Here is a 24,050-nt window from a genome sequence, read left to right on the forward strand (position 1 = left end):
CAAAAACGGGCCAATTTGTCAATCTATTCAGCTATAATCCCAATCCGTTTCCTTCAGCTGCTCCTCTTCTGCAATGAGCTGCAAATCATAAAATGTTATTTGGCGGATCTCAAAGGGTTGGTTCTGCTGAAGAGCACGGGCCATATTCCACAAATACTGGGGAGATCCCGTCTTTTCTTCATCATAGACAGCCAGCAAACCGGCAGCTTTTTGTAAAAACAGCTGATTTTTGTTCCGAAATTGTACTGGATTCTTATACGGCTCCTTAGATACCGAATCCACAAAATCAGCTTGTGCCAAAATGGCTTCGTAATAAGTTTGGTTGTCCTCTTTCCAGTTTTCATGCTGCTGCAAAAAAGGAGTAAGGACAGCAAGTTTAGCATCGGAAAATTCTTTCTTCAACTCAAACAGCACTTCCGCTGCCCAGCACTCGACACCGAGCTGACCGCTAATTAGCAGCCATTCCATTCCTTCCTCAAGCAATCTGCGCAGCTCCTTCTCTAAAGCCTTTTTTATAAAAAAGACCGCCGGATCATCTTTTTTGAAAATTCCAAGCTCGTAGGGTTTGTACCCGGCTACTGTCCAAACAGACACCCCAAAACCTCCTTTAACATAATAAAAAAGCAAGGGATTGCCCCTCACTTTTTTATCTACTTAAAAACCAAATGGCCTCCGCGGTCCTCCACCACAGACAAATTGCTGATTGTTCACATCTTGAGCAAAGGATTGAGTTTGTGGGTAATAATGTTGATGTTGGTACATTTGGTGATTGATGTTGGCCGTGTGTGTTGGATGAATATGCGGCACAATAAATTGCTCAAAAGTGTGATTTTCGCAACACATCGGTGGATGAATCACAGCCGGTAATACAATAGGACGGTTGTAGTGCATGATTCTCTTCCCCCTTTCCCTCTCTGTCTATATAAAACAGTCTATGTAGAAGCAAGGGGACATGTACTATTATGAATACCTATTTTCACATAAAGTTTGAAAAGCTATCTTTCATATTGGTCATAAAAAAAGCCGTTAAGCCGACGACAACAAAGAACAACACAAATAAAGCGCGATACACGTTCATTCCACCCCGTAAATATTTTCTTATATCTTTTCATACCATTCTACATTTTACCGCCTTTTGTCACAAGAAACAATAAAGAAAAGGAAATTATTTTTGTTGAAGCAACTAAAAACTTGTCGTTTTTCAAAACAAGAATTAGACCTAATTACCTACGCATCCATCTTTCGCTCTAACCGTTTTTTTCTTTTGATTAAATCTTCTTCCATCCGTTTGCTCGTATTATTATGGAGTCTATGAGCTTCCTCTGCATGGTGCAGGGCTTGCCCATAACATTTTCGTTGATGTTCGTAATATTTGCTAAGCTCAATATGCGCCTCTATCCTTTCAGGCAGCTTTCCTTTTTCGCACACTCTTTTCCAAAGATTCACCGCTTGATCCCATTCTTTTTCTCTTTTGAAATGAAAAGCTAAAGCATGGCTGGCAGCCGTTTGTACCTCTTCATGCTGCTCATCCACCAGCTCCTGGTAAGCTCCCGCCGAGAGTTTTTTTTCTCCCACCGCTGATAACCACTTTGCCACCTCTAGTCGTTCCCGGCTAGTATAATAGTTTCCTTCCTGTAATAGATGAAAGCTAATATGAGTATAAAGGGTGATAAGGGTTAAAATATCTCTTTCATTATGTTCCATCACTTTCAGTACACCTTCAGGGTGCTTTCGCTCGACAAAATCAAAATAAATCATCGGCGCCAAATAGCCAGGAATATCCTCTACCCGAGCAATGTCCAGTTTTTCCTTTTCGACGTTGACAAGTTTGACAGACTCCATCGAATGCTTCCATAACCTTCTGGACGCATGGTATAAGTCAAAATGACCAAAGCTCGGCAGCTTCGGAACGTGTTCACGAACAAGTGTATGGCGTGTTTTCACTTGCGGCCAGTCAAACGATTTTCCATTATACGTAACAAGCGTCGTATAATCCACGTTTTCGAGAAAGCTTGAATAGAGAGCGACTTCATTTCCTGGAGCAGGCAAAAAATGCTGGCGTACCACTACCTCTTCTTCCTTTATTCTTGCATAACCGAGCAAAAAAATGGTGTTTCCTGCTCCGCCTCCAAGACCCGTCGTCTCTGTATCAAAGAAAAATAAATCTGAAGCCGCCAACCCTTTGGCAGACAGCGGATGCGTCCCTTCCCATTCGTTCCATTTAGCGACTGCTTTTTTTACTTCGGAAAATTGATGCTTGCCGTGCTGAAAAGAGAGTGGATAGCTGGCTTCACGGATAAGACACCATTGATCACCTAACACATAGGGCTTTGCCCCCGCTTTTTCCCATTCATCCATGTAAGGAAAATCGAGCTGCTGGACGACCGGCTTTTCTATCATTTCCTTTGTCTCTTCCCTTACAATATGGCGCTTCATCCGCTGAAGTTTTCCAGATAACCCCATTTTATTTCGCTCCTATCGTTAGAAACATCTCAAGCAGGCGGTATGCATCCTTTTTAGCCGTATGAAGAGCGGTCTCTGTGCCGATACAGGAAGGACAGCCACTTGGGCAAGGGCAATGATGAATCAGTTCGGCTGCCTGCTTTATAATTTCTTCTAATTGATTGAAAACCTGTTCACTTAGTCCAATTCCGCCCGGATAATGATCATATACAAAGATCGTTGGCTTTTGATTATGGCTCGCTTTTACTTGCGGCACGATATGAATATCATTTGGATCGCACATTGCAAATAAAGGGATGATCGCTTTCAAAGAATGGGCCGCTCCAATCAGGCCGTTCTCTAGCCGCTCCTCCGACAAATCCTTTAATTCCGCGTTCAATGACATCCACATCGCATTCGTATGCAGCTCTACTTCCGGCAAGTGAATAGGGCCTGATCCGATGTTTTCATGTGTATCGAATTTAATTTTTTTAAAAATAGTAGCCATCGCATGAACAGCAACATCTCCATAAGAAAATGTAACGTGCTCTTTTTCCTGCAGTTTATCTTCTTCTAGTACTTGTAACTGAACAGCTAAATTCGCATCTGTAAAGTAGTCGACATCTACTTCGCGGACATAGGCTTTTTTCTCTTCCCAATCGAGCTCTTCTACCTGGTATTGGATTCCCTGATGAAGATAAATGGCTTCTTCATGTAAAAGCGTCATAGCACTAAAAGTATCCATCTCTCCAATCACCTTATGGCTGGCCGTTGTGGAAATATCAATAATAACGACATTTTCCTGTGAAGCAGAGCGCAAGCTGATGTTATGAGCCGGAAAGGAGTCGTTCATCCAAAACCATTGGCCATGATTTTCATGAAGCACTCTCTCCTCAGTTAAAAATTCCAGCACTTCTTCAATATCCGTCTTCCCAAATAATTCTCCCTTTTTAAAAGGAAGCTCATAGGCAGCACATTTTAAATGATCGACTAAAATTACGAGATTGTCAGGATTAATGCGGGCTGTTTCCGGCGTCCGCTTAAAGAAATAATTAGGATGATCTATGATGAATTGATCGAGCGGGTCAGAGCTTGCTACCATAATAACGAGTGATTCTCCGTGGCGGCGGCCGGCTCTTCCCGCCTGCTGCCAAGCACTCGCAATCGTGCCAGGGTAGCCAGTCATCACACACACTTGCAGCTGACCAATATCTACTCCTAATTCCAACGCATTCGTGCTCACTACCCCATAAATCTCTCCATTTCTTAACCCTTTTTCAATCTCACGGCGCTGTGTAGGCAAATATCCCCCTCGATAGCCTCTAATGGACTTAGAGCCAAGTTCATTTTTGACGAGCTCTTGCAAATATGTCAAAAGTATTTCAACCCGTACCCGGCTTCTGGCAAAGACAATCGTTTGGATTTTATTTTTTAACATTTCACCTGCAAGACGGCGGACTTCAAGGACCGCACTGCGCCGAATATTAAGGGGCTTATTCACGACAGGCGGATTATAAAACACGAAGTGCTTTTTGCCAGCCGGCGCTCCATTTTGATCAATTAATTTTATCTTTTTTTCAGTTAATGACTCAGCAAGCTCTAGTGGATTAGCGATGGTAGCAGAAGTGCAAATAAAAACCGGATCACTTCCATAGTAGCGGCAAATGCGCTGTAAGCGGCGCAGCACATTGGCTACGTGACTGCCAAACACCCCTCTATATATATGAAGTTCATCAATAATGATGTATTTTAAGTTTTCAAATAACGATACCCACTTCGTATGATGAGGCAAAATAGCGGAATGCAGCATATCAGGATTTGTGAGAATAACTTGTCCAGCCTTCCGCACTTTTTGCCGGATATTTGCCGGTGTATCTCCATCATACGTGTAGCTGTTGATCGGCAGCCCGATCTCCTGGATTAATTCATTGATCTCGCTCTTTTGATCTTGGGCAAGGGCTTTAGTAGGAAACAGGTAAAGAGCCCGTGTTTCTTCATTTTCAATAATAGATTGAATAACGGGTAAATTATAGCAAAGTGTTTTCCCAGATGCTGTCGGTGTGACGGCTACAAAGCTTTCTCCCTTTCTTGCTGCTTCATAAGCCGATAATTGATGGGTATATAACGTTTCAATTCCTCTGTTCTTTAAAGCGGCTGCAAGCTCAGGGGCAATATCAGCCGGCAGCGAAACGGTATCCGCCTTTTTTTCCGGGATCGTATGCCAATGAATAATATTTGAACGGATAGCTTCTTCCTGCCTTAGCCAGTCAATGGCCTCTTGTAACGTTTTTCTCCTGAATAGCATGCTCTCACCTCCTCTCTATTTTAGCGAACAAACGATCCATTTGGAAGGAAAACAACAGTCTATGTAAAGATCTGCTTTTTACACAACAAAAAGACCCAGAAGGATTCTTTCCTTTAGGGCCATAGAGCTGTAGACAAACGCTCACTTTCTTATACTTTTAGCCAGCCAGACATATCTTTTACAACTTTTGACAGCTGGGACACTGTATTCACCATCATTCCCGCCGTATCCATTGCTTTGTTAATATCAAATGTACCGTCTTTATTTTGAAAAGATTTCAGCAAAAGCTGGCTATTGCTTTTCGCTGGCGGTGCCGACGGTATAGTTTGCGGCATGGAAGAAGCAGGTGAAAACATTTGGTACGGTCCCTCTGGCATTTGCATTTGATAAAGCGGATGACTCCACAAATCACCTGGATATTGATTGTACCCAGGTGGAGAAGGTGTGTGGCCGGGATAGGCGGCCGGCGATTGATAAGGATAAGGTCCAGAATATGGATGCACCTGTTCCCACGGGTTCATCTTTTTCCCTCCCACAATGTTGGTTATAACATTTTACGTTGATTCGAGGAAAAAAGTGAATGCTATCTTAATTCTTTTAACAGCTGCTGTAAAACAAAGAGAGTTGATTCTACATAATTTCGAAAGCGTGTATAGCTCGTTTCCGGAAAAAATGCCTGCACTGAAATCAGCTCTATATTTTCTACGACGGATTTCACTTGGGGATCATGAATATATTTGAAACGTGTTGTCTGTAAACAAGTCCTAATTTCTTTTTCCCATTCCTTTAACTGCAGATGAGCTTCATCCGCAAACGGTTTTACTTCTTTATAAAAATCTCCTTTTTTCTGTTGCTCTCTCGCTATATGATAGCGGTTATTGGCATGGGTGACGATCTCTATTAGCCTCTCTGTTAATTCTTGAAGTCTGCTCATATCCTACTCTCCTCTTCACCCCATCATTCTTTCGTGCCTATATAGTTTATAAGTTTTTATGAGAGTCTTCAAGAGGCCGCTCTTACATCTGTTTCATACATTAAAAGGATTGGACCATTCTATAGGAAGGAGTAGCGGCCAATAAGAAATCTGCCCCTTCTTCAAGCTGATTCATGCGCGCCATGACCATTTCTTTCTTTTTCCAAAGACGTGAATAGTGAGCCTTGTGCATAATGGTCACTCGTTTCTTTAATACTTTTTCAATTTGCTCTACCTTTTCCTCAATCTCATTTAATGTACGAAGCACTTCTTCTCTCGTCATTCTCCCCACTCCTTTTAAGTTTTTTCCCGCTGTTTCTCTTGCTCACCTCTTTCTCTCTTCTCCCAATGAATTCCTTCCTGCCTGACAAAACTAGGTTCTATTCGGCAAAGAAAGAAGCAGCGGGTCAAAAAAATTCATTTTATTCGACAAAGCTTTTATTCTCTCAAGGTACCATATTCTTTAAAATGCAGAGCACGTCTGAAAAGGTTATAATAAAGAAGCGCGAAATGGGTTATATGAGATGGTTCAGCTGCATAACTGTACAAGAGGGCTGCCGGGTAAGAACTCTCACTTCGGATACCGAACGGAAAAAGGAAAAAATCATTCTATTTTTTCCCCTGTAAATAATTTTTCTGTTATGATATGTATTATCTTGTGAGGTGTATGCAATGACAATAAAATATCCGAACGGAAAGAAATATGTAACGGATACGAAAACTAGGACAACTAGACAGCCTCCTCTGCAGGATAGCTACAGCAACAGAGGAATGACGCTTGAGGAGGATTTGAATGATACGAATACCTTCTATCTCGAGCGTGGATTAGCAGTAATCCATAAAAAGCCGACGCCTGTACAAATTGTTCAGGTGGACTATCCTAGAAGGAGCGCAGCAGTCATCAAGGAAGCCTACTTTAAACAAGCCTCCACCACTGACTATAATGGCGTGTACCGGGGGAAATACGTTGACTTTGAAGCAAAAGAAACGAAGAACGCAACAGCTTTTCCATTAAAAAACTTTCATCGTCACCAAATTACCCATATGAAAAACGTTGAAAAGCAGAAAGGCATCAGCTTTGTTATTATTCGTTTCACCACAACCGGGGAAGTATTTTACCTTCCTGCGAGCCGTTTGTTCGAGTATTGGGATAGAATGGAGAACGGCGGCCGAAAATCGATTACAAAAGCGGAAATTGAGAGCTCAGGCTTTTCGATTCAGACAGGCCTTCACCCCCGTATCCCTTATTTATCTGTCATCGATCAGCTATATTTTTAGAATAACAGAAGCTTAACACTCTTTATTTCCATTGAAAGCGAGGATATTGCACAAATGTCTGATCAATACAATTCACGTATAGAAAGAAGAAAGAAGCAAAAAAAACGTGCGCCCCAAAACACGGCGCCAGCTGCAAAAAAACCAAAGAAGAAAAAATCATCTTTAGCTAAAAAAATATTTCTTACTTTTGCCGCCTTATTCTTATTAATGCTTGCGGGCGGGCTTGGTACATTTGCACTTATGGTAAAGGACGCCCCGAAGCTTGACGAAGGGCTGCTGCATGACCCGATTTCATCCAAAATTTATGATATGAATGGCGATTTTGTTACATCTGTCGGTTCGCAAAAGCGTGATTATGTCAAATACGAGGATATTCCGCCTTTAGTAAGAGATGCGATCCTTGCGACAGAAGATGCTCGCTTTTTTAAACATCACGGTGTCGATATTATCCGTATCGGAGGAGCCGCAATTAAAAACGTAACAAATGGCTTTGGCTCAGAGGGAGCAAGTACGATTACTCAACAGGTTGTAAAAATGTCCTTCTTGTCTCCTGATAAAACGATAAAGCGAAAAGCCCAGGAAGCATGGCTCGCTTATCAGCTTGATAAAGAATACTCCAAAGAAGAAATCTTTGAAATGTATGTGAATAAAGTTTTTATGTCAGATCGCATTTTCGGCATTAAAGAAGCAGCCAATCATTATTTCGGAAAAGAACTTGATGAGCTGACTTTACCTGAAGCAGCATTGATTGCCGGCATGCCGCAAAGCCCGAATAACTACAATCCATTCAAACATCCGGACCGAGCAGAAAAGCGCCGGAATGTTGTGCTGTCTTTAATGGAGCAGCACCATAAAATCTCTACCTCTGATATGGAGAAAGCAAAACAAACATCTGTAACCGACCAGCTCGCTGAGCAGAAGCCAGACACTGGTCCTGCAAAAAAGTTCAACGCCTATATTGATATGGTAGTGGAAGAAGTCCAAAAAATGGGCGGATACAACCCTTACTCTGACGGGTTAAAAATTTACACAACCCTTGATCCAAAAGCACAAACTTATATGGAAAAACTCTTGGACACAGAAGAAATCATCAATTATCCAAGCGAAAAGTTCCAGGCAGGAATCTCTTTAATCGATACGAAAACCGGAGAAGTCCGAGCCATTGGCGGCGGAAGAAATCAAAAGGTCGAGCGTGGCTTTAACTATGCGGTAGATTTAAAGCAACGTCAGCCTGGATCAGTTATTAAGCCGCTCATCGATTACGGACCAGCTATTGAGTATTTAAAGTGGTCAACGTACCAACAGCTCGATGACCGGCCTGATACTTATTCAAACGGAACACCGATTCGAAACGCTGGCGGATCTTATATGGGTCCTTTGTCAATGAGAACAGCTCTTACCTATTCTCGTAATATTCCTGCTTTGCAAACCTATAAAAAGGTCGGCCATGAAAAAGCTAATGAATTCTTAAATAACGTAGGAATCCAACTTGCCAAGAGTCAATCAGAAAATGAATCTAACTCTATCGGAGCCATGAGCGGCATTTCTCCGCTTGATTTATCTGGTGCTTATGCAGCTTTTGGTAACGGAGGCACTTATATTAAGCCCCATACAGTAAAGAAAATCGTCCTAGCTGACGGTGATACAGAAGTAAGAAATCCGATTAAGCCGAAGAAAGCTATGAATGATTACACGGCTTATATGATTACCGATATGCTAAAGGACGTAGTGAAAGAAGGAACAGGCCGCCGAGCGAACATTCCTGGCCTTCCTTTAGCAGGGAAAACCGGAACAACGAACTACACAGAAAAAGAAAAGCGAGAATGGAATATTCCTTCTTCAGCTGCACCAGATTCTTGGTTTGTTGGTTATACAACAAACTACACAGCAGCCATCTGGACAGGATATGAAAGTAAAAAAGAATATTTATCAAAAGATAGCCAAAACATTTCCAAGCAATTGTTTAAACACTTGATGGAAGAAGTATCATCCGATAAAGAAACGAAGAACTTTAAAAAACCAAATAGCGTAGTCGAGCTTCCAATTAAAAAAGGATCAAACCCAGCTGAAATTGCAGGAGCAGGTACTCCTAACAGCGAAAAAGTGTATGAACTATTCATTAAAGGGGAAGAGCCTAAGAAAGTCTTTAATGACTTTAAAGACAAGAAAGACGACGAGGATAAAGAAAAAGAAAAAGAAGGAAAAATTGAGAACCTTACTGCTTCTTATGACGCATCCTCTCAAAGCATAAAAGTATCATGGTCGTTTGGAGGAAAAGGAACACCAAGCTTTGCTGTTTCTTCCTCAACTGGTGAATCTCAATCGACTAGCGGCACATCCGCCGTTTTTGGCAATGCCCAGCCAGGAAATTCATACAGCTATACCGTAACAGCAACCGTGGATGGCCAAACAGTGGATACGGCCTCAACATCTATCACTGTTCCGACAGGTGAAGAGCCTCCGGCAAATAGCGACGAGGATAATCCACCGTCAACACAGCCTGATGATGATCAATCAACCCCAGGCGACAAGGACAACGATAATGGTAATGGCAACGGTAATGGCGGCAATACTGGTGGCAACAATGGCGGCGGTAATGGCGGCAATACCGGTGGCAACAATGGCGGCGGTAACGGCGGCAATACTGGTGGCAACAATGGCGGCGGTAACGGCGGCAATACCGGTGGCAACAATGGCGGCGGTAATGGCGGCAATACCGGTGGCAACAATGGCGGCAGTAACGGCGGCAATACTGGTGGCAACGGTGGAAATACAGGCGGCAATACAAGTAAACCTCCTGTTACTCCTCCTGGTGGAGGAACAGGAACACCTCCTGCTTCTGGCGGCAATACACAACAAGGCACTCCTACTCCTCCTGCGGGTGCCCAAACACAAAGTACAGATGAATAATAATCAAAAAAGGATGGCCCAAGGCCATCCTTTTTTGATTGGAAACAAAGTCTACTTTATATACTATTAGGCTGATTAAAAACGTTTGTCTTTCGAGGCGTGAAACCTGGCGAGCAGCGGAATGACCATCAATGTCATCACCACCTCAGGCAAGCGAGCAACGAAGAGAGCGAACGTTTGTCAACAGCTTGAAAGGATGGCACAAGGCCATCCTTTTATTTTTTCTGTCTCAGTATTGAATACTTCGCTACCTGTTTTTCCTGTTCACTCATAAGTTCAAATACTTGTCTATAAGAATGATACGAGTAAGGGCGATTAAAAATAAATTCAAGCCGCTCTTCGACATTTACCGGCTTGATATCAAGTTTCTTTACGTTCTGTTTCCAGTTGTTCAATTGCACTGGCTGGCCGTTGCTCCAAAATAGCTTCATTAAAAATAAGGCAATGGCCGCTTTCATTTCTAGCTGAATCTTCTTATCCCGCTGTTGAAACTTTTCTTCAAGCTGAGATTGGAGCTGGGACCATTCTCTTTCCACGAAAGGCAGGCCCTGCTTTTCCTCTATCCAAGGCCGTTCCCTCTCCGATAATTCATAAATAAAAAAAGGAGGCGCAGACAGCGAATGCCCCCCTGGCAATTCCACGAATTCTTCTGCAGAAAAGAACAAGGGGTGTTTCAATTGTTCTGAAACCTTTACAATCTGCTTTCTCATCCCGTTCTCTTCTTCATCCGTTTTTGACCTTCTCGGCATAAGTCAAGCAGCGGACAAATCTCACATTGAGGAGATTGGGCTTTACAATGATAGCGTCCGAAAAAAATGAGCCGATGATGCGTAACAGACCATTCTTCTTTTGGGATTTTTCGCATCAGCGTTTCTTCCACTTCTGTTACAGAGTCTTTCCAGCGGCAAAAACCGAGCCGTTTGCTGACTCTCTCTACGTGCGTATCAACAGCAATAGCAGGCACGCCGAAAGCAACAGAAGCTACGACATTAGCTGTCTTCCTGCCCACACCCGGAAGCTTCACTAATTCATCCTGTGTTCTGGGCACCTCGCCATTCATCTCTTCAATTAACATACGGCATAACTTTTGAATACTTTTTGCCTTATTGCGAAACAAGCCAATCGAACGAATGTCCTCTTGAAGTTCCTCCAGTGGGACAGCTAAATACTCTTCCGGCGTTTTATACTTTTTAAACAAATCTTTTGTCACTTTATTCACTAGAGCATCCGTGCATTGAGCAGATAACAGGACAGCAATCACTAACTCAAAGGGATTGTCATGACTCAATTCGCAATGAGCGTCGGGGTACATGTCAGCGATCGTATCTAGACAATATCGTATTTGCGTTTTATTCAGCATACCTTTTCTCTCCTTTTACTGCTCAAGCCAGTTGTAGAATGGAACAGCTTTCTTGGATCGCTGCACTTGATCCACGGGTAATTGATTCTTCCTAAAACGCTGGCCATACTCTCTTGCCTGCTCTAGCGTTTCAATCCCCTGCTTTTTCCATTCAAAAAGAATCCGGTCGATATAGCGAAAATTCATCTTTCCTGAAATGACCGCTTCTCTTAAAGCTGCTTTAATAATAACCGCATCATGATGATCCTGATCAATCCAAATCGCCAGTGTTTCGCATTCGAGTGGAGAAAGCGGCCGGCCAAACTCTTTTTCAAAACATGTGTATAAATCCTGCTCTTCGCTCATCGCTTGATGCAGCGCAGATTGTCTTGACTGCTGCAGCATAAAATCAGCAAGCTTCTTCCAAAGCGGGGTTAACGAATAGCTTTCAAAGCCTAGCGTATCTCCTTGTTCAATTGCCAGTATTTGATGTTGTACAAGTTTTTTTACTAAGAGGGAACATTCACCGGCAGAGATGGTCATCCGATCCGCTAGTTCCTCAAATGTCGGAAAATGCCGGCCCTTTTGTTTGTAAGAAAAAATTTGCAGTAATAAAACAAGCTCTGTTTCATTAAGCTTTAATTTTTTATAGTAGGTAAGCAAAACCTGGGGAATACTAACCATTCCTTCGTTCATCCAACGCATTAATAATTCTTTTTGTTCCATTGCAGACACCTCACAATCAAGTATATCATGGGGAAATTATAAAATTGAGAATTGACAAATGAGAAATTGTGATTTGTCTTTTTACTAACAGATGAAAAATAAAGAAAAGGCCGCCTCGCCTGCTTTTAGAACTCGTCCGTCAAGCCAAGAAATATTAATGGCAAAACGGGTTCATTGTTTGCTGGCAAGATGACCTCATGACCATTACGGATAGAGACGGTTTAATAAACGTGGAAAAGGAATTGTTTCCCGGACATGTTCAACGCCGCTAATCCAAGCAACTGTCCGCTCAAGACCAAGACCGAAGCCTGAATGAGGAACGGAGCCGTATTTCCGGAGTTCAAGATACCACTTATAAGCTTCAGGATCAAGTTCATGCTCCTTAATCCGCTCACTTAACAAATCCAGATCATGGATCCGTTCCGAACCGCCAATAATTTCTCCATAGCCTTCCGGCGCAATTAAATCCGCACATAATACGACTTCTTCGCGATTTGAATCTGGCTGCATGTAAAATGGCTTGAGAGAAGTAGGATAATGCGTAATAAATACAGGCTTGTCATAGCTTTCGGCAATCGCCGTTTCATGAGGAGCACCAAAGTCGTCCCCCCATTGAATATCGTTAAAGCCTTTTTTGTGTAAAAACTCGATCGCTTCATCATATGTAATACGCGGGAATGGCGCTTTAATCTGCTCTAGCTTCGAGGTATCCCGGCCAAGCCGTTCGAGCTCTAAACGACAATTCTTAAGAACAGACTGGACAATGTGGGCTACATATTCTTCCTGTACCTTTAGATTATCTTCAAAGTTGTAAAAGGCCATTTCCGGCTCGATCATCCAAAATTCAATAAGATGACGGCGGGTTTTTGATTTTTCAGCACGGAAGGTCGGTCCAAAGGAGAATACTTTCCCAAGCGCCATCGCTGCTGCTTCCATATAAAGCTGCCCGCTTTGCGAAAGATAAGCGTCTTCATCAAAATATTGAGTATGGAACAATTCGGACGTTCCTTCTGGTGCGCTGCCGGTTAAAATCGGCGGATCGACTTTTACAAATCCCCGCTCGTTAAAAAACTCGTATGTTGCCCGGATAATTTCATTGCGGATTTTCATAACCGCATGCTGGCGTCGAGAGCGCAGCCATAAATGACGATGATCCATCAAAAATTCGGTTCCGTGCTCTTTTGGTGTAATTGGGTAATCAACAGCTTCAGCAATCACTTCTAGACCCGTTACATTTAACTCAAAGCCAAAAGGCGAACGGTTGTCTTCCTGGACGATCCCTGTAACATATAGAGAAGATTCCTGCGTCAGAGCTTTTGCTGTTTTAAAGAGTTCTTCTTCTACTTCACTTTTGACAACAACGCCTTGGATAAAGCCTGTTCCATCACGAAGCTGTAAAAAAGCAATTTTTCCACTAGAACGTTTATTTGCCAGCCAAGCGCCAATCGTTACTTCTTGTCCAACGAATTGGCTTACTTCCGCTATCGTTATTTTCATGTAATATTCCCTCCAACATATTTGGCAATTCTAACCCATTCGCTTCATATTATACCTGTGTTTCATCAAAAAGTACAAAAAATGCCTGTTAACGTGGTCGGTTTCGAATTTTTCGGCTTTGTTACAATCAGCTATTGATTTTCGCTTGCGGCCGGTCATTTTCCGTCCAATTAACTGTAAAAACACTATCCGTTTTAACAGTAAGTAAGTCCGACAAATGGAAGAAAATTTAAAGTCGCTAGTTAAATAACATACAAATTAACAATATAAAAAACAATGTATATAGCACCCCAAAAAACTTGAGGGGATTTTTCAAACCTCAAGTTCCGTATGTACAATTGTTGTTGACCATAGTGACTATTTTTTAAAGAGACAACCTACCCCTAAACGAAGGCTATTCGTTTAAATAGAAGTATTTATAATCTAATCAATATTAACTATAGTTTTCAGCTTGACCGTTAAAATTCACTTGTTAGCTTAACGTTTTTTTAAGTATTTCATCCCAATGAGATAAATAAAGTAAGTGTCCTTCATTCTTAATAAAAGAATAGGTGGAATTAGGGTATTTCTTACGAAGGTAATTAGAAGTCTCCAAAGTCCAAATGGTATCTTTTTCACCTTGCCAAATATGAACGTTCGCATTAAGTAAAGGGTTGCTTGCACACTTTACTGCTTTACATAATGCAAGAGCATCGTAATAAACCCCGAGCCCCTCATTACTATATGCTTCCACTGTCCCTTTCATTATTACTGTCCGCATTAGCGGGTCATTTACCACTTTCTGATCGCTTTCAACCATTTGTTGTATAGATTCTTGTATTGTACCATCTAAATTATTGGATAATTTCTTACTGAGGTTTTTAAAGTAAATCTTTGTCATGATAGGGATGTATCTATTCATATTAGAAATCATTTTCCAATTTGAAGGCAGAATCTTTTTAGTTTCATTACTATTTAGAGGTATTGCACTGCTAACTAAATTAAGGGACGTGACTTTTTCGGGATATTTATCAGCGAAAACCTGGCTATATAATCCACCAGCTGACCAACCAATAATCGAAACCTTTTGAATTCCTTTCGCAATAAGAAAATTGTTTACAAAATCGGCATAGTCTTCCATAGTATATTTCAGCATCAAATCTGAGTTTCCATACCCTGGACGATTAACGGCAAAAAACCGAACATTATATTTATCTAATATTGTTGTATCGGGATGAATGGAACTAACCGACGAACCAAATCCATGAAAGAAGATAACTGTATTTTCATTTGTTTCTCCATAGCTTACATAAGATAATTTCCGATTATCTTGTAAAAAAGTAAATGAGTCTTGCAAGAATGTATACCTCTTTTCTTCTTTTTCCATTTAAAATTCGGCATAGGAAATTAAAATCCTTCTTAAAGCTAACTTGTCCATTACTTTAGGTGCAAGTTTACTCAAATGCTTTATATTTGCTTCAACATAAAATAACAACAATCTTTGATTTTACTCCATATAGACTAAAACTAACATCGCAAATAACAAGCAAATCAACACCCCAACTCACAGGATGATAATCCCTAATGTCAATAGCATATTGGGTTGCTATTCACTGTGCTATTTTGAGAATATTTTCTATAGAAATGATGCTATACCATCCAAAAATAGCATACCAATCCATATATTATTTACTATATTCGTCCACAAAAACGGAACTACTTACTTTAACAGCGCCTAGTTTTTAAAGACAGCAAAAAGGCTGCTTCTAATTAGAAGCAGCCTTACAGTGTCATTGACCTATTTATTATTTGTTTGCTGTTGCGTGGCTATTAACGTATTCCGCAATACGGGCAACTGCCGCTTCTAAAAGATCAAGTGATGTTGCATAGGAAAGACGGATATTGTCTGGAGAACCAAAACCGCTTCCTGGAATAACCGCTACTTTCGCGTCTTCTAGAAGTGCCTTAACGAAACCGTCTACGTCGCTGAACCCTGTTAATGCAGCCGCTTCTTTCACGTTAGGGAACAAATAGAAAGCTCCTTGAGGCTTTAGGCAGCTAACTCCTGGAATTTCATTTAGCTTGCTGTGGATAATATTTAAGCGCTCTTCAAACGCTTTTTTCATTTCTTCCACTGGTTCTTGCGTTCCTTCGTAGGCAGCAATCGTACCATATTGTGATACAGCTGTTGGATTAGATGTTGAGTGGCTTGCAAGGTCTGTCATTGCTTTAATCACTTGCTCATTGCCTGCCGCGTATCCGATACGCCATCCTGTCATCGAATGAGATTTAGATACGCCATTAATAATGATCGTCTGTTCTTTTAAAGCTGGAGAGATCTCTGCAATGGATACGTGCTTATTCTCACCATAGACAAGCTTTTCGTAAATTTCATCAGAAATAATCCAAATATTATGTTTAAGCGCTACTTCTCCAAGCGCTTCTAATTCTTCTTTTGAATAAAGCATTCCTGTTGGATTGCTTGGTGAATTAATGATAACCGCTTTTGTTTTCGGTGTGATCACCGATTCAAGCTGCTCAGGCGTAATCTTGAAATGATTCTCTTCCTTGCCCTCCACATAAACCGGTGTACCATCAGCAAGCTTTACTTGTTCCGGGTAACTTACCCAGTATGGAGTTGGGATGATCACTTCATCTCCCTCATCTAAAATAACTTGGAACAATGTATACAGGGCATGCTTCGCTCCAACAGTTACAATGATTTCACTGCGTTTATAAGTTAAACCTTGATCTTTTTCAAACTTGCCAATGATCGCGTCCTTTAATTCAGGAAGACCGCCAGATGGTGTATATTTTGTCTGTCCTTTTTTCAGTGATTCATAGGCTGCTTCAATGATATGTTCAGGTGTATTAAAGTCAGGCTCCCCTGCACCAAGACCAATCACATCGATTCCTTGCGCTTTCATCTCTTTTGCTTTTGCTGTAATGGCAAGTGTTGTAGAAGGAGTTAGTGCTTTAACCCGCTGTGCTAATTGTACGTTCACAAAAATACCTCCACTATTTGTCTATTTTATTTCATTATGTACGATAAATAGTAAAAACAGCTTTATCTTTGTCTGCCTTATCAAGCGCCAAACCAAACATTAAATTTTCCCGCTTTAACGTACGGTTTAATGTATCTACAATTTTGTATAGATCTGACTGATTGTTGACCGTAACAGAGGATAAAACTTCAATTTTACTTTCCATGCGAATGCCCCCATTCTTTTATATTATATCAGGAAATTTTAACAGGTCATTAAGAAATTTTGTGAAAAGTGCGAATCCCGCTTATTTTAAATCTGGCAGGGAAAAAAGCTCGTATCCCTCTTTTGTAAATTTAACAATGAGGATACCATGCTGGCCTGTGTAGTAAATATCAATCCACATCTCATGAAGCAGTTCCATTAGTCTCTCATCCGGATAAGCTGCTTTTTGTTTGAATAAAACAGCCGTTTGCGGATCAATGTGAGTTAACAGGTTATTAGAAAGACTATCGTGTTTACCAAACTGAGGAATTTTTACGATGTTACTGTCCCTAAGAGGCAATGCCAACAGCTTCTTCTCAGAAGATCTTGAAGCAGAGGATAGCCATAGGAGGCGGGAATCATAGTGTCTGATGGAAAAATCAAGGCCTTCGTTCTTGCTTAATCCACTATAAAGTACAGATACTCTCACCCCTGGACTGATCTCCCGCAAATCCCCTTCCTGCCACTTTTCATGTATGAAGCGGCTGCCGCGTGAACGAGCTGGTAACGGCCAGCCGGTAAATATTTTCTTTAATTTCCGTTTCCTTCTGAGTTCTTCAATGAACGACTCTCGCCAATATCTTCTTTCTGTAATAATCAGCCCATCAAGCTCATGAATTTGAAAGCTATTCATATATTGAAAGATTTCCGCTTCGGTGCCTTTGTGTCCGGTATTAATTAAAAAATGCTGGCCATCTGCTGTGTGTAAAAAGGCAGCTTCTCCGTCTGATAATGGCAAAAACGAGAGAGCAAATTCCTCTTCTTCTAAATGCAAATGAATAACAGAGGCAGCTGCATACATAGGAGAAACGAATAACATAGATACCACAATAGCTAAGACGATTCTCATAACGGCCGCTCCTTTCGATACCGTTATGGTACGTCATTCAATCACAAAATAAACGCAGGTGCCTGCCGGAAATCACAGCCATTTCTCAATGATGGAAATGGTCTCGCTCAGTGAAGCTTCCTCGATCAGAATGTCAGGAATAGATTGCAAAAATGTTTTTCCGTACTTATTTGTTTGAATACGCCGGTCGAATACAATAATAATGCCCCGGTCTGTACTGCTGCGGATGAGCCGGCCAAACCCTTGCCTAAAGCGCAGGACAGCCTGTGGCAGGGAAAAAGCAGAGAACGCATTTTTCCCTGCTTGTGTTAACTGTTCGCTCTTAGCCTGAGCAAACGGTTCATCCGGCGGCGAAAATGGCAGGCGAACGATCACAAGACAGGACAAATCCTCCCCTGGAATATCAATGCCTTCCCAAAAGCTGTTCGTACCAAACAAAATGGCTTTATCAAACCTCTGAAAGTTTCGTGTCAAGCGGCTCCGGCTTCCCGTAGTAATCCCTTGGGCTAACAAAATATACTCATCAAGCAGTCCGCTGTCTTTCATTAAATCATACGTTTTTTTCATCATGTCAAATGACGTAAACAACACGAGCATTCTGCCTTTAGCTGCTTCAGCGACTGCTGTTAAATGATTAGCCAAAGCCTCAATATATTCTTCTTGATGTACGCTTTTTACTTCCGGGACATCATTAGGAATGACCATTCGGCAATTTTGCTTGAAGTCAAAAGGAGACGGCAGGATTACCTCTTCATGATCAAATGAGGAAAGACCTGTCTCGGCAGTAAAAAAGCGAAAAGAGTCATTAACCGCCAGTGTTGCCGAAGTAAAAATCACATGCTTATGACGAAGCAGTGTATCTTGAATCATGTTCGCTGCTTCCATTGGATGGGACCTGATCACAAATGTATTGGCAAATGAACGGCCATCCCCTTCCATCCAAATAACTTCTTCCTCTTCTGGACGGAAAATCAACCGCAAAAGCGTGTGCTGAAACTCTTGCCACTCTTCCATGACTTCTTTAAAATTGTCCATCTTCACTTGTTCTGAAGCTGTCATTTGTTCCCGGGATTCTCCTATTTGTCCAAGCCGCTGCTTCATCCAAGAAATCAGTTCTCCTAGTAGAGACTCTATTCTTTCTGCGCCATATTCTATGTGATCCCAATGGGAAAGACTTCTCGTCTCATCGGTTAATCTAAGCTGGCGTCTATGCCAGTTTCCTGACCGCTTTTTCGTATGCTTCTCGAAATATAAATGCAGCACTTTAAACCATTCATCCATTTCGAATTGAAGCTCCTGCAGCTTACGATTAATCGCTCTCCGCTCATCCTCTTTATCGGACGAACCGTATTTAAGAACCAACTTTTCTATTTCATAAAATAATTCCTTTTGCTCATACGTGCCAACCCTCCCAAGCAATTGTTTGCACGTAATTGGGTCGATCGATAAACCAAGACGGTCTCTTGCTGCACGTTCAAAGTGGTGGGCTTCATCAATGATGACATGACGGCAAGCAGGAATAAATGCGTTTTCTTTCATTAAATCCGCCACGAGCAAAGAATGGTTTGTAATGACGATGTCCGCTTCTTTTGCCTGTTTTTTTGCATGGATATAAAAGTCTTTATCAAGCCAGGCTTTTCGGCCTTTATTCATATAATCGCTGTCTTGACGAACTTCATTCCAAAACAGCTCGCCGCCTGAAGACAAATTAATTTCATCGACATCTCCTGTTTCGGTCTCAAGCAGCCACGTCAAAATTTGCATCTTTGCCAGGATAAAATCATAATTATCGTTCGCATCCTTCAAGCTTTGAGAAAACTTATATAAATCAATATAATGGTTTCTGCCTTTTAATACCGTCGCTTGAACTGGAAAAGGTAATAACTGCTGCAGCTGGCGAATCTCTTTTTGCAAAAGCTGCTGTTGTAAAATCACTGTATATGTACTGACAATAACGGGTTCCTTTTCTTGTTTGCTTTGATAAACGGCCGGCAATAAATAGCCGAGAGATTTTCCGGTGCCAGTCCCAGCCTCTACCGCTAAATGCTGAGAAGTTTGCAGTGATTGATGGACGAGATCCATCATATCCATTTGGCTTTTGCGAAGTTCAAGATGCGGAACAGCAGCAAATAGCGCTGCTTTTTCCTCCTCTGTTTCCGGATAAGACGGCTTATTTTTTTCAATCATTCTTTGCTCAATTTTCTTTTTACGCAAAGCAAGCCCGCGATACACTTCCACTTGCTCTGGCAGCTGCTCAATATTCGATTGTTTCGTCTGAATGATCGCTTTTATTAACAAATAGATATCACTTTTTAAGCGTATAGACAGCCGCTCCAGCTTCTCAAGTGTAACCATCGGTAATTTCTCAAGCTTTTCTATCATTAATAGCAGCATTTCAGCTGTTACATAAGCATCACTGTCAGCTTGATGAGGCCGGTCATGAACGAGGCCAAGATTGCCTGTTAATTCGCCCAGCTTGTAACTGTCTGATGTTGGCCAGACAATTCTAGCCAGCTCGACTGTGTCAATAGCCGCTCCAGAAAAAGCAGGATAACCTGCCCGTTCAAGCTCTGACTGTAAAAATTGCAGATCAAATGCTACGTTATGAGCAACAAACACAGCCCCTTCTAGCAACGGCAAGATATCCTTTGCTGCTTCATGAAAAAAAGGAGCATCTTGCACGAGATCATCTGAAATACCTGTCAGCTCTTCAATAAATGCTGGAATAGGTATTTCCGGATTGAAAAAAGAGGTATATTGTCCGGTAATTTGTTTATTTTCAATAACGACAAAGGAAGCCTGGATAATTCGGTCATTCCCTTTCGACGCGTGGCCGGTCGTTTCAAAGTCAGTTACGACAAATTTTAAATGCTTCATAGTCGGTTACGCACCTTTTTCTGTTAAACTTTCTTCCTCAGTTTAACATATGAATTTGCCAAAGAGCCAGAGCGTGCAATAGAAAGAGCCTCTCAAATCGATATGAGAGACTCCTTCTTTTCTATATTAAATGACTGTACCGGCAATTTCCTCATGCAGAAGCTGCTCAATTTGATTGTTTTCTCCAGCAACCACCACTTTTGGCTTGTGATCCTTCACTTTCTCTTCAGCTACCATCACATAAGAGATAATAATCACTTTATCACCAGGCTGTACAAGTCTTGCTGCCGCTCCATTTAAACAAATAACTCCGCTGCCGCGCTCTCCCGGTATAATATACGTTTCCAAGCGGGCACCGTTATTGTTATTCACAATTTGGACTTTCTCATTCACCATCATGCCAGCCGCATCGATTAAATCTTCATCAATCGTAATGCTGCCAACATAATTTAAATTCGCTTCTGTAACAGTAGCTCGGTGGATTTTCCCATTCATCATTGTACGGAACATCTTTAGCATTCTCCTCTAACAGTAAAAATGATATTGTCGATCAAACGCGCTTTTCTATAGTGAACCGCTGCGGCTAGAATCATCTTCCCCTGGACTTTTTCTAAAGAATTCAGCTCTGGATAAGAGAGCAGCTCCACATAGTCAACAGCCGCCCCAGTATGCTCCTGCAAATAAGAAACCGTGAGCCCAATAACCTCTTCAACGCTCTTATCTCCCTGTTTTGCTGCTTGAACACCGAGCTGAAGCCCCTTTTGCAAATGAGGTGCTTTTAGGCGTTCCTCTTCTGTCAAGTAGACGTTACGAGAGCTCTTTGCTAATCCGTCTTCTTCCCTAACGGTCTCCACTCCCACAATTTCTACTGGAAAATTCAATGATGAAACGAGGCCATCAATGACAGCAAATTGTTGGGCATCCTTTAAACCGAAGTAAGCTTTATCAGGTTCTGCTAAATGAAAAAGCTTCGTTACGACGGTGACGACTCCATCAAAGTGGCCCGGGCGTTTCACGCCGCATAGCTTGTCTGCTCTGGCTTTCACCGTCATTGTTATGATAGACGGCTCCGGATACATTTCTTCTACATCAGGGGTAAAAAGACAATCTACGCCGGCTGAAGCTGCCAGCTGTTCATCCCGTTCTAAATTCCGCGGATAGCGATCGAAGTCTTCATTTGGCCCAAATTGCAGCGGGTTTACAAAGATACTCATAATAACTGTATCGTTTTCCTGTCTTGCTTGATTTGCTAAGGTGAGATGCCCTTCATGCAGAAACCCCATTGTCGGCACGAGGCCGATTTGATGTCCGGCCTTCTTCTCCGCCCGAACAAACTCTTTTAACTCTTTTACTGTCTTGATGACTCTCATGAACGTGCCCCTCCATACAGCGCTTCTAACTCTTCTTCTTTCATCGTGAATGAATGCTCCTGAGCGGGAAATGCCCCTTCCTTCACTTCTGCTACATAGGCTGAAACCGCCGGGATAATCTCCTCGTTCACATTGGCATAGGATTTAACGAATTTAGGTGTCCGGCTTACACCATATCGGATAAGATCATGATAGACGAGCACCTGCCCATCTGTTTCTTTTCCTGCACCAATGCCAATAACCGGAATGGTGAGAGCACCCGCTACTTGAGCTGCAATTTGATAAGGTACACACTCGAGTACAGCCATAAAGGCTCCCGCTTCCTCAAGCTTCTTTGCGTCAAGCAATAGCTTTTTGGCTGCTTCTGCTGTTTTCCCTTGTACTTTGTAACCACCTAGTACACCAACTGATTGTGGAGTCAGACCTAAGTGAGCGACCGTTGGTACACCGGCGAGCGTCAAATCCCGCACAGCTTCTACCGCCTCTTCTCCGCCTTCAATCTTCACCGCATGTGCTCCTGCTTCCTGCATAAGCGCTCTCGCCGCCCGCATCGTTTCTTCACGGCTAATGTGGTAAGACATAAAAGGCAGGTCAGTCACAATAAACGTTTCTTTTGCGCCTCTCTTCACCGCTTTCGTATGGTGAATCATGTCGGCGAGCGTTACCGGAACCGTCGATTCATATCCGAGAACGACCATACCAAGTGAATCACCAACTAAAATAATGTCTGCTCCGCCTTCTTCCGATAATTTGGCAGATGGATAGTCATAGGCAGTGATCATGGCGATCTTTTCGCCGTTCTCCTTCATCTTAATAAAATCACTCGTTTGCTTCATGCACGCTTCCTCCTTTTTTAATCAGAGGAGACGAAACAATAAGTAAATAAAAAGAGTCCTCCAGACAGAAGGACTCGAATAATTCGATTCGTTGTTTCGACCCTCTGTCCCTGTCCTTACGGATCAAGGCAGAACTTTCGCTTATTTGATTGTGCCAGCGGCTAGCTACGAGACAAGTGCAGTTCTATTTTAGATACTGCCCGCCTTCATTATAGCAACATCCCCTTTTTTTGACTATTGGAAATTTGTTTGTTCATAATAGTATAACCGTTTAAATAATTTTCAAAAGGAAGTGAAACGATGAGTAAATGGCTATTAGCTTTTCTTTTGCTGCTTTCGGGTTGTGCCTCCCCGAAACAGGCCCCTGATCGAGATGACTCTTCAAGACATGTTCCTGCAAGTACAGTTTCCACTGCGGATATACTCGCGGAAAACTTAGAGATTCCCTGGGACATTACGAAATCTGGCGGCAGCTTTTTTATTAGTGAGCGAAAAGGGACGATTGTCCGAATCAATCGTGATGGAAAGAAAAAGGAAATGGAAGTACGGCTGGCTCAACCAGTGCTGCGTGAAGGTGAAGGCGGCTTATTAGGATTTGAGCTCCATCCTAACTTTTCAAAGAATGGACTGGCTTATATATATCATACCTACTTAACAGAAGACAGAATAGCTAATCGAATCGTACAAATTCAAAAACAAAACGAGACTTGGCAGGAGACAAAAGAATTGTTAGCGAACATTCCGGGCGGCTCCATTCATAATGGCGGACGGCTCGCCATCGGTCCTGACAAAAAGCTGTATGCAACCGCAGGAGACGCTGGCCAAAAGTCATCAGCACAGGATCAACAAACTCTTTCAGGAAAAATTTTGCGTTTAAATTTGGACGGTTCCATTCCATCGGACAATCCATTTGAAAATTCCTATATTTTTTCTTATGGACACCGGAATCCACAAGGCATGGCCTGGAGTGAAGATGGCACGATGTATGCAACGGAACATGGCCAAAGTGCCCACGATGAAGTGAACAAAATTGAATCGGGGAAAAACTATGGCTGGCCTGTAATTGAAGGAGACGAAGAAAAAGAGGGAATGGTAACCCCTCTCGTTCATTCTAGAGAAGAAACGTGGGCTCCCTCTGGACTAGCTTATACTGATGGAAAGCTCTTTATTGCTGCGCTAAGAGGAGAAAAGCTGCTCGCCTTCGATCCTAAAAGCAAGGAAATGACCATTACTTTTAAAGGTGCCGGCCGGCTTAGAGATGTATACGTCCGCAGCGACTCTTTATATGTAGTAACAAATAATACAGATGGACGAGGCACGCCAGCTGAACATGATGACCGCTTACTCCGTCTATCTTTGCCAAGAGAGAAAAATTAGTGTAAGGGCAGTAAAACCTAACGGCTTACTGTATTCTTCAAAT

General features: G+C 42.1%; 22 protein-coding genes. 3 read left to right on the forward strand and 19 right to left on the reverse strand.

Features of this window, described 5'->3' with window-relative positions; translation table 11 throughout:
* Nucleotides 1-27 precede the first annotated feature (27 nt).
* The 7 genes from AC623_RS12150 to AC623_RS12180 form a co-directional block, all read right to left on the reverse strand.
* Nucleotides 28-594 (reverse strand): DUF1273 domain-containing protein, encoded by a 567-nt coding sequence (locus tag AC623_RS12150; RefSeq protein ID WP_049662829.1) that lies wholly within the window; start codon nt 592-594, stop codon nt 28-30.
* Nucleotides 595-654: 60 nt separating this feature from the next.
* Nucleotides 655-891 carry a spore coat protein gene (locus AC623_RS12155; protein WP_049662831.1) on the reverse strand — a complete coding sequence of 79 codons (237 nt, stop codon included), beginning with the start codon at nt 889-891 and terminating at the stop codon, nt 655-657.
* Nucleotides 892-1,227: 336 nt separating this feature from the next.
* Entirely contained in the window at nt 1,228-2,463 is a 1,236-nt protein-coding gene (locus AC623_RS12160) for a ribonuclease H-like domain-containing protein (protein WP_049662832.1), read from the reverse strand.
* 1 nt (nt 2,464) lies between these two features.
* Nucleotides 2,465-4,747: a DEAD/DEAH box helicase gene (locus AC623_RS12165; RefSeq protein WP_049662834.1), complete on the reverse strand. Its 2,283-nt coding sequence runs from the start codon at nt 4,745-4,747 to the stop codon at nt 2,465-2,467.
* Between the two features lie 149 nt (nt 4,748-4,896).
* Nucleotides 4,897-5,268 (reverse strand): YppG family protein, encoded by a 372-nt coding sequence (locus tag AC623_RS20805; RefSeq protein ID WP_053104138.1) that lies wholly within the window; start codon nt 5,266-5,268, stop codon nt 4,897-4,899.
* A 62-nt stretch (nt 5,269-5,330) separates the two neighbouring features.
* Complete coding sequence (locus AC623_RS12175; protein ID WP_049662835.1) at nt 5,331-5,681, reverse strand: DUF1798 family protein; 351 nt, start codon at nt 5,679-5,681, stop codon at nt 5,331-5,333.
* A 100-nt stretch (nt 5,682-5,781) separates the two neighbouring features.
* Nucleotides 5,782-6,003, reverse strand: coding sequence for a hypothetical protein (locus AC623_RS12180; RefSeq protein ID WP_049662836.1), 222 nt, complete (start codon nt 6,001-6,003; stop codon nt 5,782-5,784).
* A 389-nt stretch (nt 6,004-6,392) separates the two neighbouring features.
* On the opposite strand from AC623_RS12180, the gene recU reads away from it, so the two are divergent.
* Both recU and AC623_RS12190 read left to right on the forward strand, forming a co-directional pair.
* Nucleotides 6,393-6,998: a Holliday junction resolvase RecU gene (gene recU / locus AC623_RS12185; protein WP_049662838.1), complete on the forward strand. Its 606-nt coding sequence runs from the start codon at nt 6,393-6,395 to the stop codon at nt 6,996-6,998.
* Nucleotides 6,999-7,052: 54 nt separating this feature from the next.
* Entirely contained in the window at nt 7,053-9,908 is a 2,856-nt protein-coding gene (locus AC623_RS12190; RefSeq protein ID WP_082174412.1) for a transglycosylase domain-containing protein, read from the forward strand.
* A 215-nt stretch (nt 9,909-10,123) separates the two neighbouring features.
* Here AC623_RS12190 and AC623_RS12195 read toward each other — a convergent pair whose 3' ends face one another.
* From AC623_RS12195 to panB, 12 genes are all read right to left on the reverse strand, one after another.
* Nucleotides 10,124-10,618 (reverse strand): YpoC family protein, encoded by a 495-nt coding sequence (locus tag AC623_RS12195; RefSeq protein WP_049662840.1) that lies wholly within the window; start codon nt 10,616-10,618, stop codon nt 10,124-10,126.
* Nucleotides 10,615-11,268 (reverse strand): endonuclease III, encoded by a 654-nt coding sequence (gene nth, locus AC623_RS12200; RefSeq protein WP_049662841.1) that lies wholly within the window; start codon nt 11,266-11,268, stop codon nt 10,615-10,617. The genes AC623_RS12195 and nth overlap by 4 nt, the downstream gene beginning before the upstream one ends.
* A gap of 15 nt (nt 11,269-11,283) precedes the next feature.
* Nucleotides 11,284-11,973 (reverse strand): DnaD domain-containing protein, encoded by a 690-nt coding sequence (locus AC623_RS12205; RefSeq protein WP_049662842.1) that lies wholly within the window; start codon nt 11,971-11,973, stop codon nt 11,284-11,286.
* A gap of 204 nt (nt 11,974-12,177) precedes the next feature.
* Nucleotides 12,178-13,470, reverse strand: a complete 1,293-nt coding sequence (gene asnS / locus AC623_RS12210) for an asparagine--tRNA ligase (RefSeq protein ID WP_049662845.1) — start codon at nt 13,468-13,470, stop codon at nt 12,178-12,180.
* 472 nt (nt 13,471-13,942) lie between these two features.
* Nucleotides 13,943-14,836 carry an alpha/beta fold hydrolase gene (locus AC623_RS12215; protein WP_082174413.1) on the reverse strand — a complete coding sequence of 298 codons (894 nt, stop codon included), beginning with the start codon at nt 14,834-14,836 and terminating at the stop codon, nt 13,943-13,945.
* A 418-nt stretch (nt 14,837-15,254) separates the two neighbouring features.
* Nucleotides 15,255-16,454: a pyridoxal phosphate-dependent aminotransferase gene (locus tag AC623_RS12220; RefSeq protein ID WP_049662849.1), complete on the reverse strand. Its 1,200-nt coding sequence runs from the start codon at nt 16,452-16,454 to the stop codon at nt 15,255-15,257.
* Nucleotides 16,455-16,488: 34 nt separating this feature from the next.
* Nucleotides 16,489-16,659 (reverse strand): YpmA family protein, encoded by a 171-nt coding sequence (locus AC623_RS21115; RefSeq protein ID WP_065409244.1) that lies wholly within the window; start codon nt 16,657-16,659, stop codon nt 16,489-16,491.
* A gap of 81 nt (nt 16,660-16,740) precedes the next feature.
* Nucleotides 16,741-17,547, reverse strand: a complete 807-nt coding sequence (locus AC623_RS12225; protein WP_049662851.1) for a hypothetical protein — start codon at nt 17,545-17,547, stop codon at nt 16,741-16,743.
* Between the two features lie 72 nt (nt 17,548-17,619).
* Nucleotides 17,620-20,424, reverse strand: a complete 2,805-nt coding sequence (dinG, locus tag AC623_RS12230) for an ATP-dependent DNA helicase DinG (protein ID WP_049662853.1) — start codon at nt 20,422-20,424, stop codon at nt 17,620-17,622.
* A 126-nt stretch (nt 20,425-20,550) separates the two neighbouring features.
* A complete protein-coding gene (gene panD, locus AC623_RS12235; RefSeq protein WP_049662855.1) occupies nt 20,551-20,934 on the reverse strand; it encodes an aspartate 1-decarboxylase in 384 nt (127 codons plus the stop codon).
* Between the two features lie 2 nt (nt 20,935-20,936).
* Entirely contained in the window at nt 20,937-21,794 is an 858-nt protein-coding gene (gene panC / locus AC623_RS12240) for a pantoate--beta-alanine ligase (protein ID WP_049662856.1), read from the reverse strand.
* Nucleotides 21,791-22,630, reverse strand: coding sequence for a 3-methyl-2-oxobutanoate hydroxymethyltransferase (panB, locus tag AC623_RS12245; protein WP_049662857.1), 840 nt, complete (start codon nt 22,628-22,630; stop codon nt 21,791-21,793). Before panB ends, panC begins: the two co-directional genes overlap by 4 nt.
* Nucleotides 22,631-22,930: 300 nt before the next feature.
* Between panB and AC623_RS12250 the strand changes: the two genes are divergently transcribed.
* Nucleotides 22,931-24,007 (forward strand): PQQ-dependent sugar dehydrogenase, encoded by a 1,077-nt coding sequence (locus AC623_RS12250; protein ID WP_049662859.1) that lies wholly within the window; start codon nt 22,931-22,933, stop codon nt 24,005-24,007.
* Nucleotides 24,008-24,050: the final 43 nt, after the last annotated feature.

Origin of the sequence: Bacillus sp. FJAT-27231 (assembly GCF_001183975.1) — a bacterium.
Taxonomy (GTDB): Bacteria; Bacillota; Bacilli; order Bacillales; family Domibacillaceae; genus Pseudobacillus; species Pseudobacillus wudalianchiensis.

Bases quoted from the DNA above. Each gene is read 5' to 3' on its own strand.
- dinG (WP_049662853.1), bottom strand. From the start codon at position 20,424: ATGAAGCATTTAAAATTTGTCGTAACTGACTTTGAAACGACCGGCCAC.
- AC623_RS12250 (WP_049662859.1), top strand. From the start codon at position 22,931: ATGAGTAAATGGCTATTAGCTTTTCTTTTGCTGCTTTCGGGTTGTGCC.
- nth (WP_049662841.1), bottom strand. From the start codon at position 11,268: ATGCTGAATAAAACGCAAATACGATATTGTCTAGATACGATCGCTGAC.
- AC623_RS12165 (WP_049662834.1), bottom strand. From the start codon at position 4,747: ATGCTATTCAGGAGAAAAACGTTACAAGAGGCCATTGACTGGCTAAGG.
- AC623_RS12215 (WP_082174413.1), bottom strand. From the start codon at position 14,836: ATGGAAAAAGAAGAAAAGAGGTATACATTCTTGCAAGACTCATTTACT.
- AC623_RS12175 (WP_049662835.1), bottom strand. From the start codon at position 5,681: ATGAGCAGACTTCAAGAATTAACAGAGAGGCTAATAGAGATCGTCACC.
- panD (WP_049662855.1), bottom strand. From the start codon at position 20,934: ATGTTCCGTACAATGATGAATGGGAAAATCCACCGAGCTACTGTTACA.
- AC623_RS12195 (WP_049662840.1), bottom strand. From the start codon at position 10,618: ATGAGAAAGCAGATTGTAAAGGTTTCAGAACAATTGAAACACCCCTTG.
- AC623_RS12180 (WP_049662836.1), bottom strand. From the start codon at position 6,003: ATGACGAGAGAAGAAGTGCTTCGTACATTAAATGAGATTGAGGAAAAG.
- AC623_RS20805 (WP_053104138.1), bottom strand. From the start codon at position 5,268: ATGAACCCGTGGGAACAGGTGCATCCATATTCTGGACCTTATCCTTAT.
- panC (WP_049662856.1), bottom strand. From the start codon at position 21,794: ATGAGAGTCATCAAGACAGTAAAAGAGTTAAAAGAGTTTGTTCGGGCG.
- AC623_RS21115 (WP_065409244.1), bottom strand. From the start codon at position 16,659: ATGGAAAGTAAAATTGAAGTTTTATCCTCTGTTACGGTCAACAATCAG.
- AC623_RS12225 (WP_049662851.1), bottom strand. From the start codon at position 17,547: ATGAGAATCGTCTTAGCTATTGTGGTATCTATGTTATTCGTTTCTCCT.
- recU (WP_049662838.1), top strand. From the start codon at position 6,393: ATGACAATAAAATATCCGAACGGAAAGAAATATGTAACGGATACGAAA.
- AC623_RS12155 (WP_049662831.1), bottom strand. From the start codon at position 891: ATGCACTACAACCGTCCTATTGTATTACCGGCTGTGATTCATCCACCG.
- AC623_RS12160 (WP_049662832.1), bottom strand. From the start codon at position 2,463: ATGGGGTTATCTGGAAAACTTCAGCGGATGAAGCGCCATATTGTAAGG.
- AC623_RS12190 (WP_082174412.1), top strand. From the start codon at position 7,053: ATGTCTGATCAATACAATTCACGTATAGAAAGAAGAAAGAAGCAAAAA.
- AC623_RS12205 (WP_049662842.1), bottom strand. From the start codon at position 11,973: ATGGAACAAAAAGAATTATTAATGCGTTGGATGAACGAAGGAATGGTT.
- asnS (WP_049662845.1), bottom strand. From the start codon at position 13,470: ATGAAAATAACGATAGCGGAAGTAAGCCAATTCGTTGGACAAGAAGTA.
- panB (WP_049662857.1), bottom strand. From the start codon at position 22,630: ATGAAGCAAACGAGTGATTTTATTAAGATGAAGGAGAACGGCGAAAAG.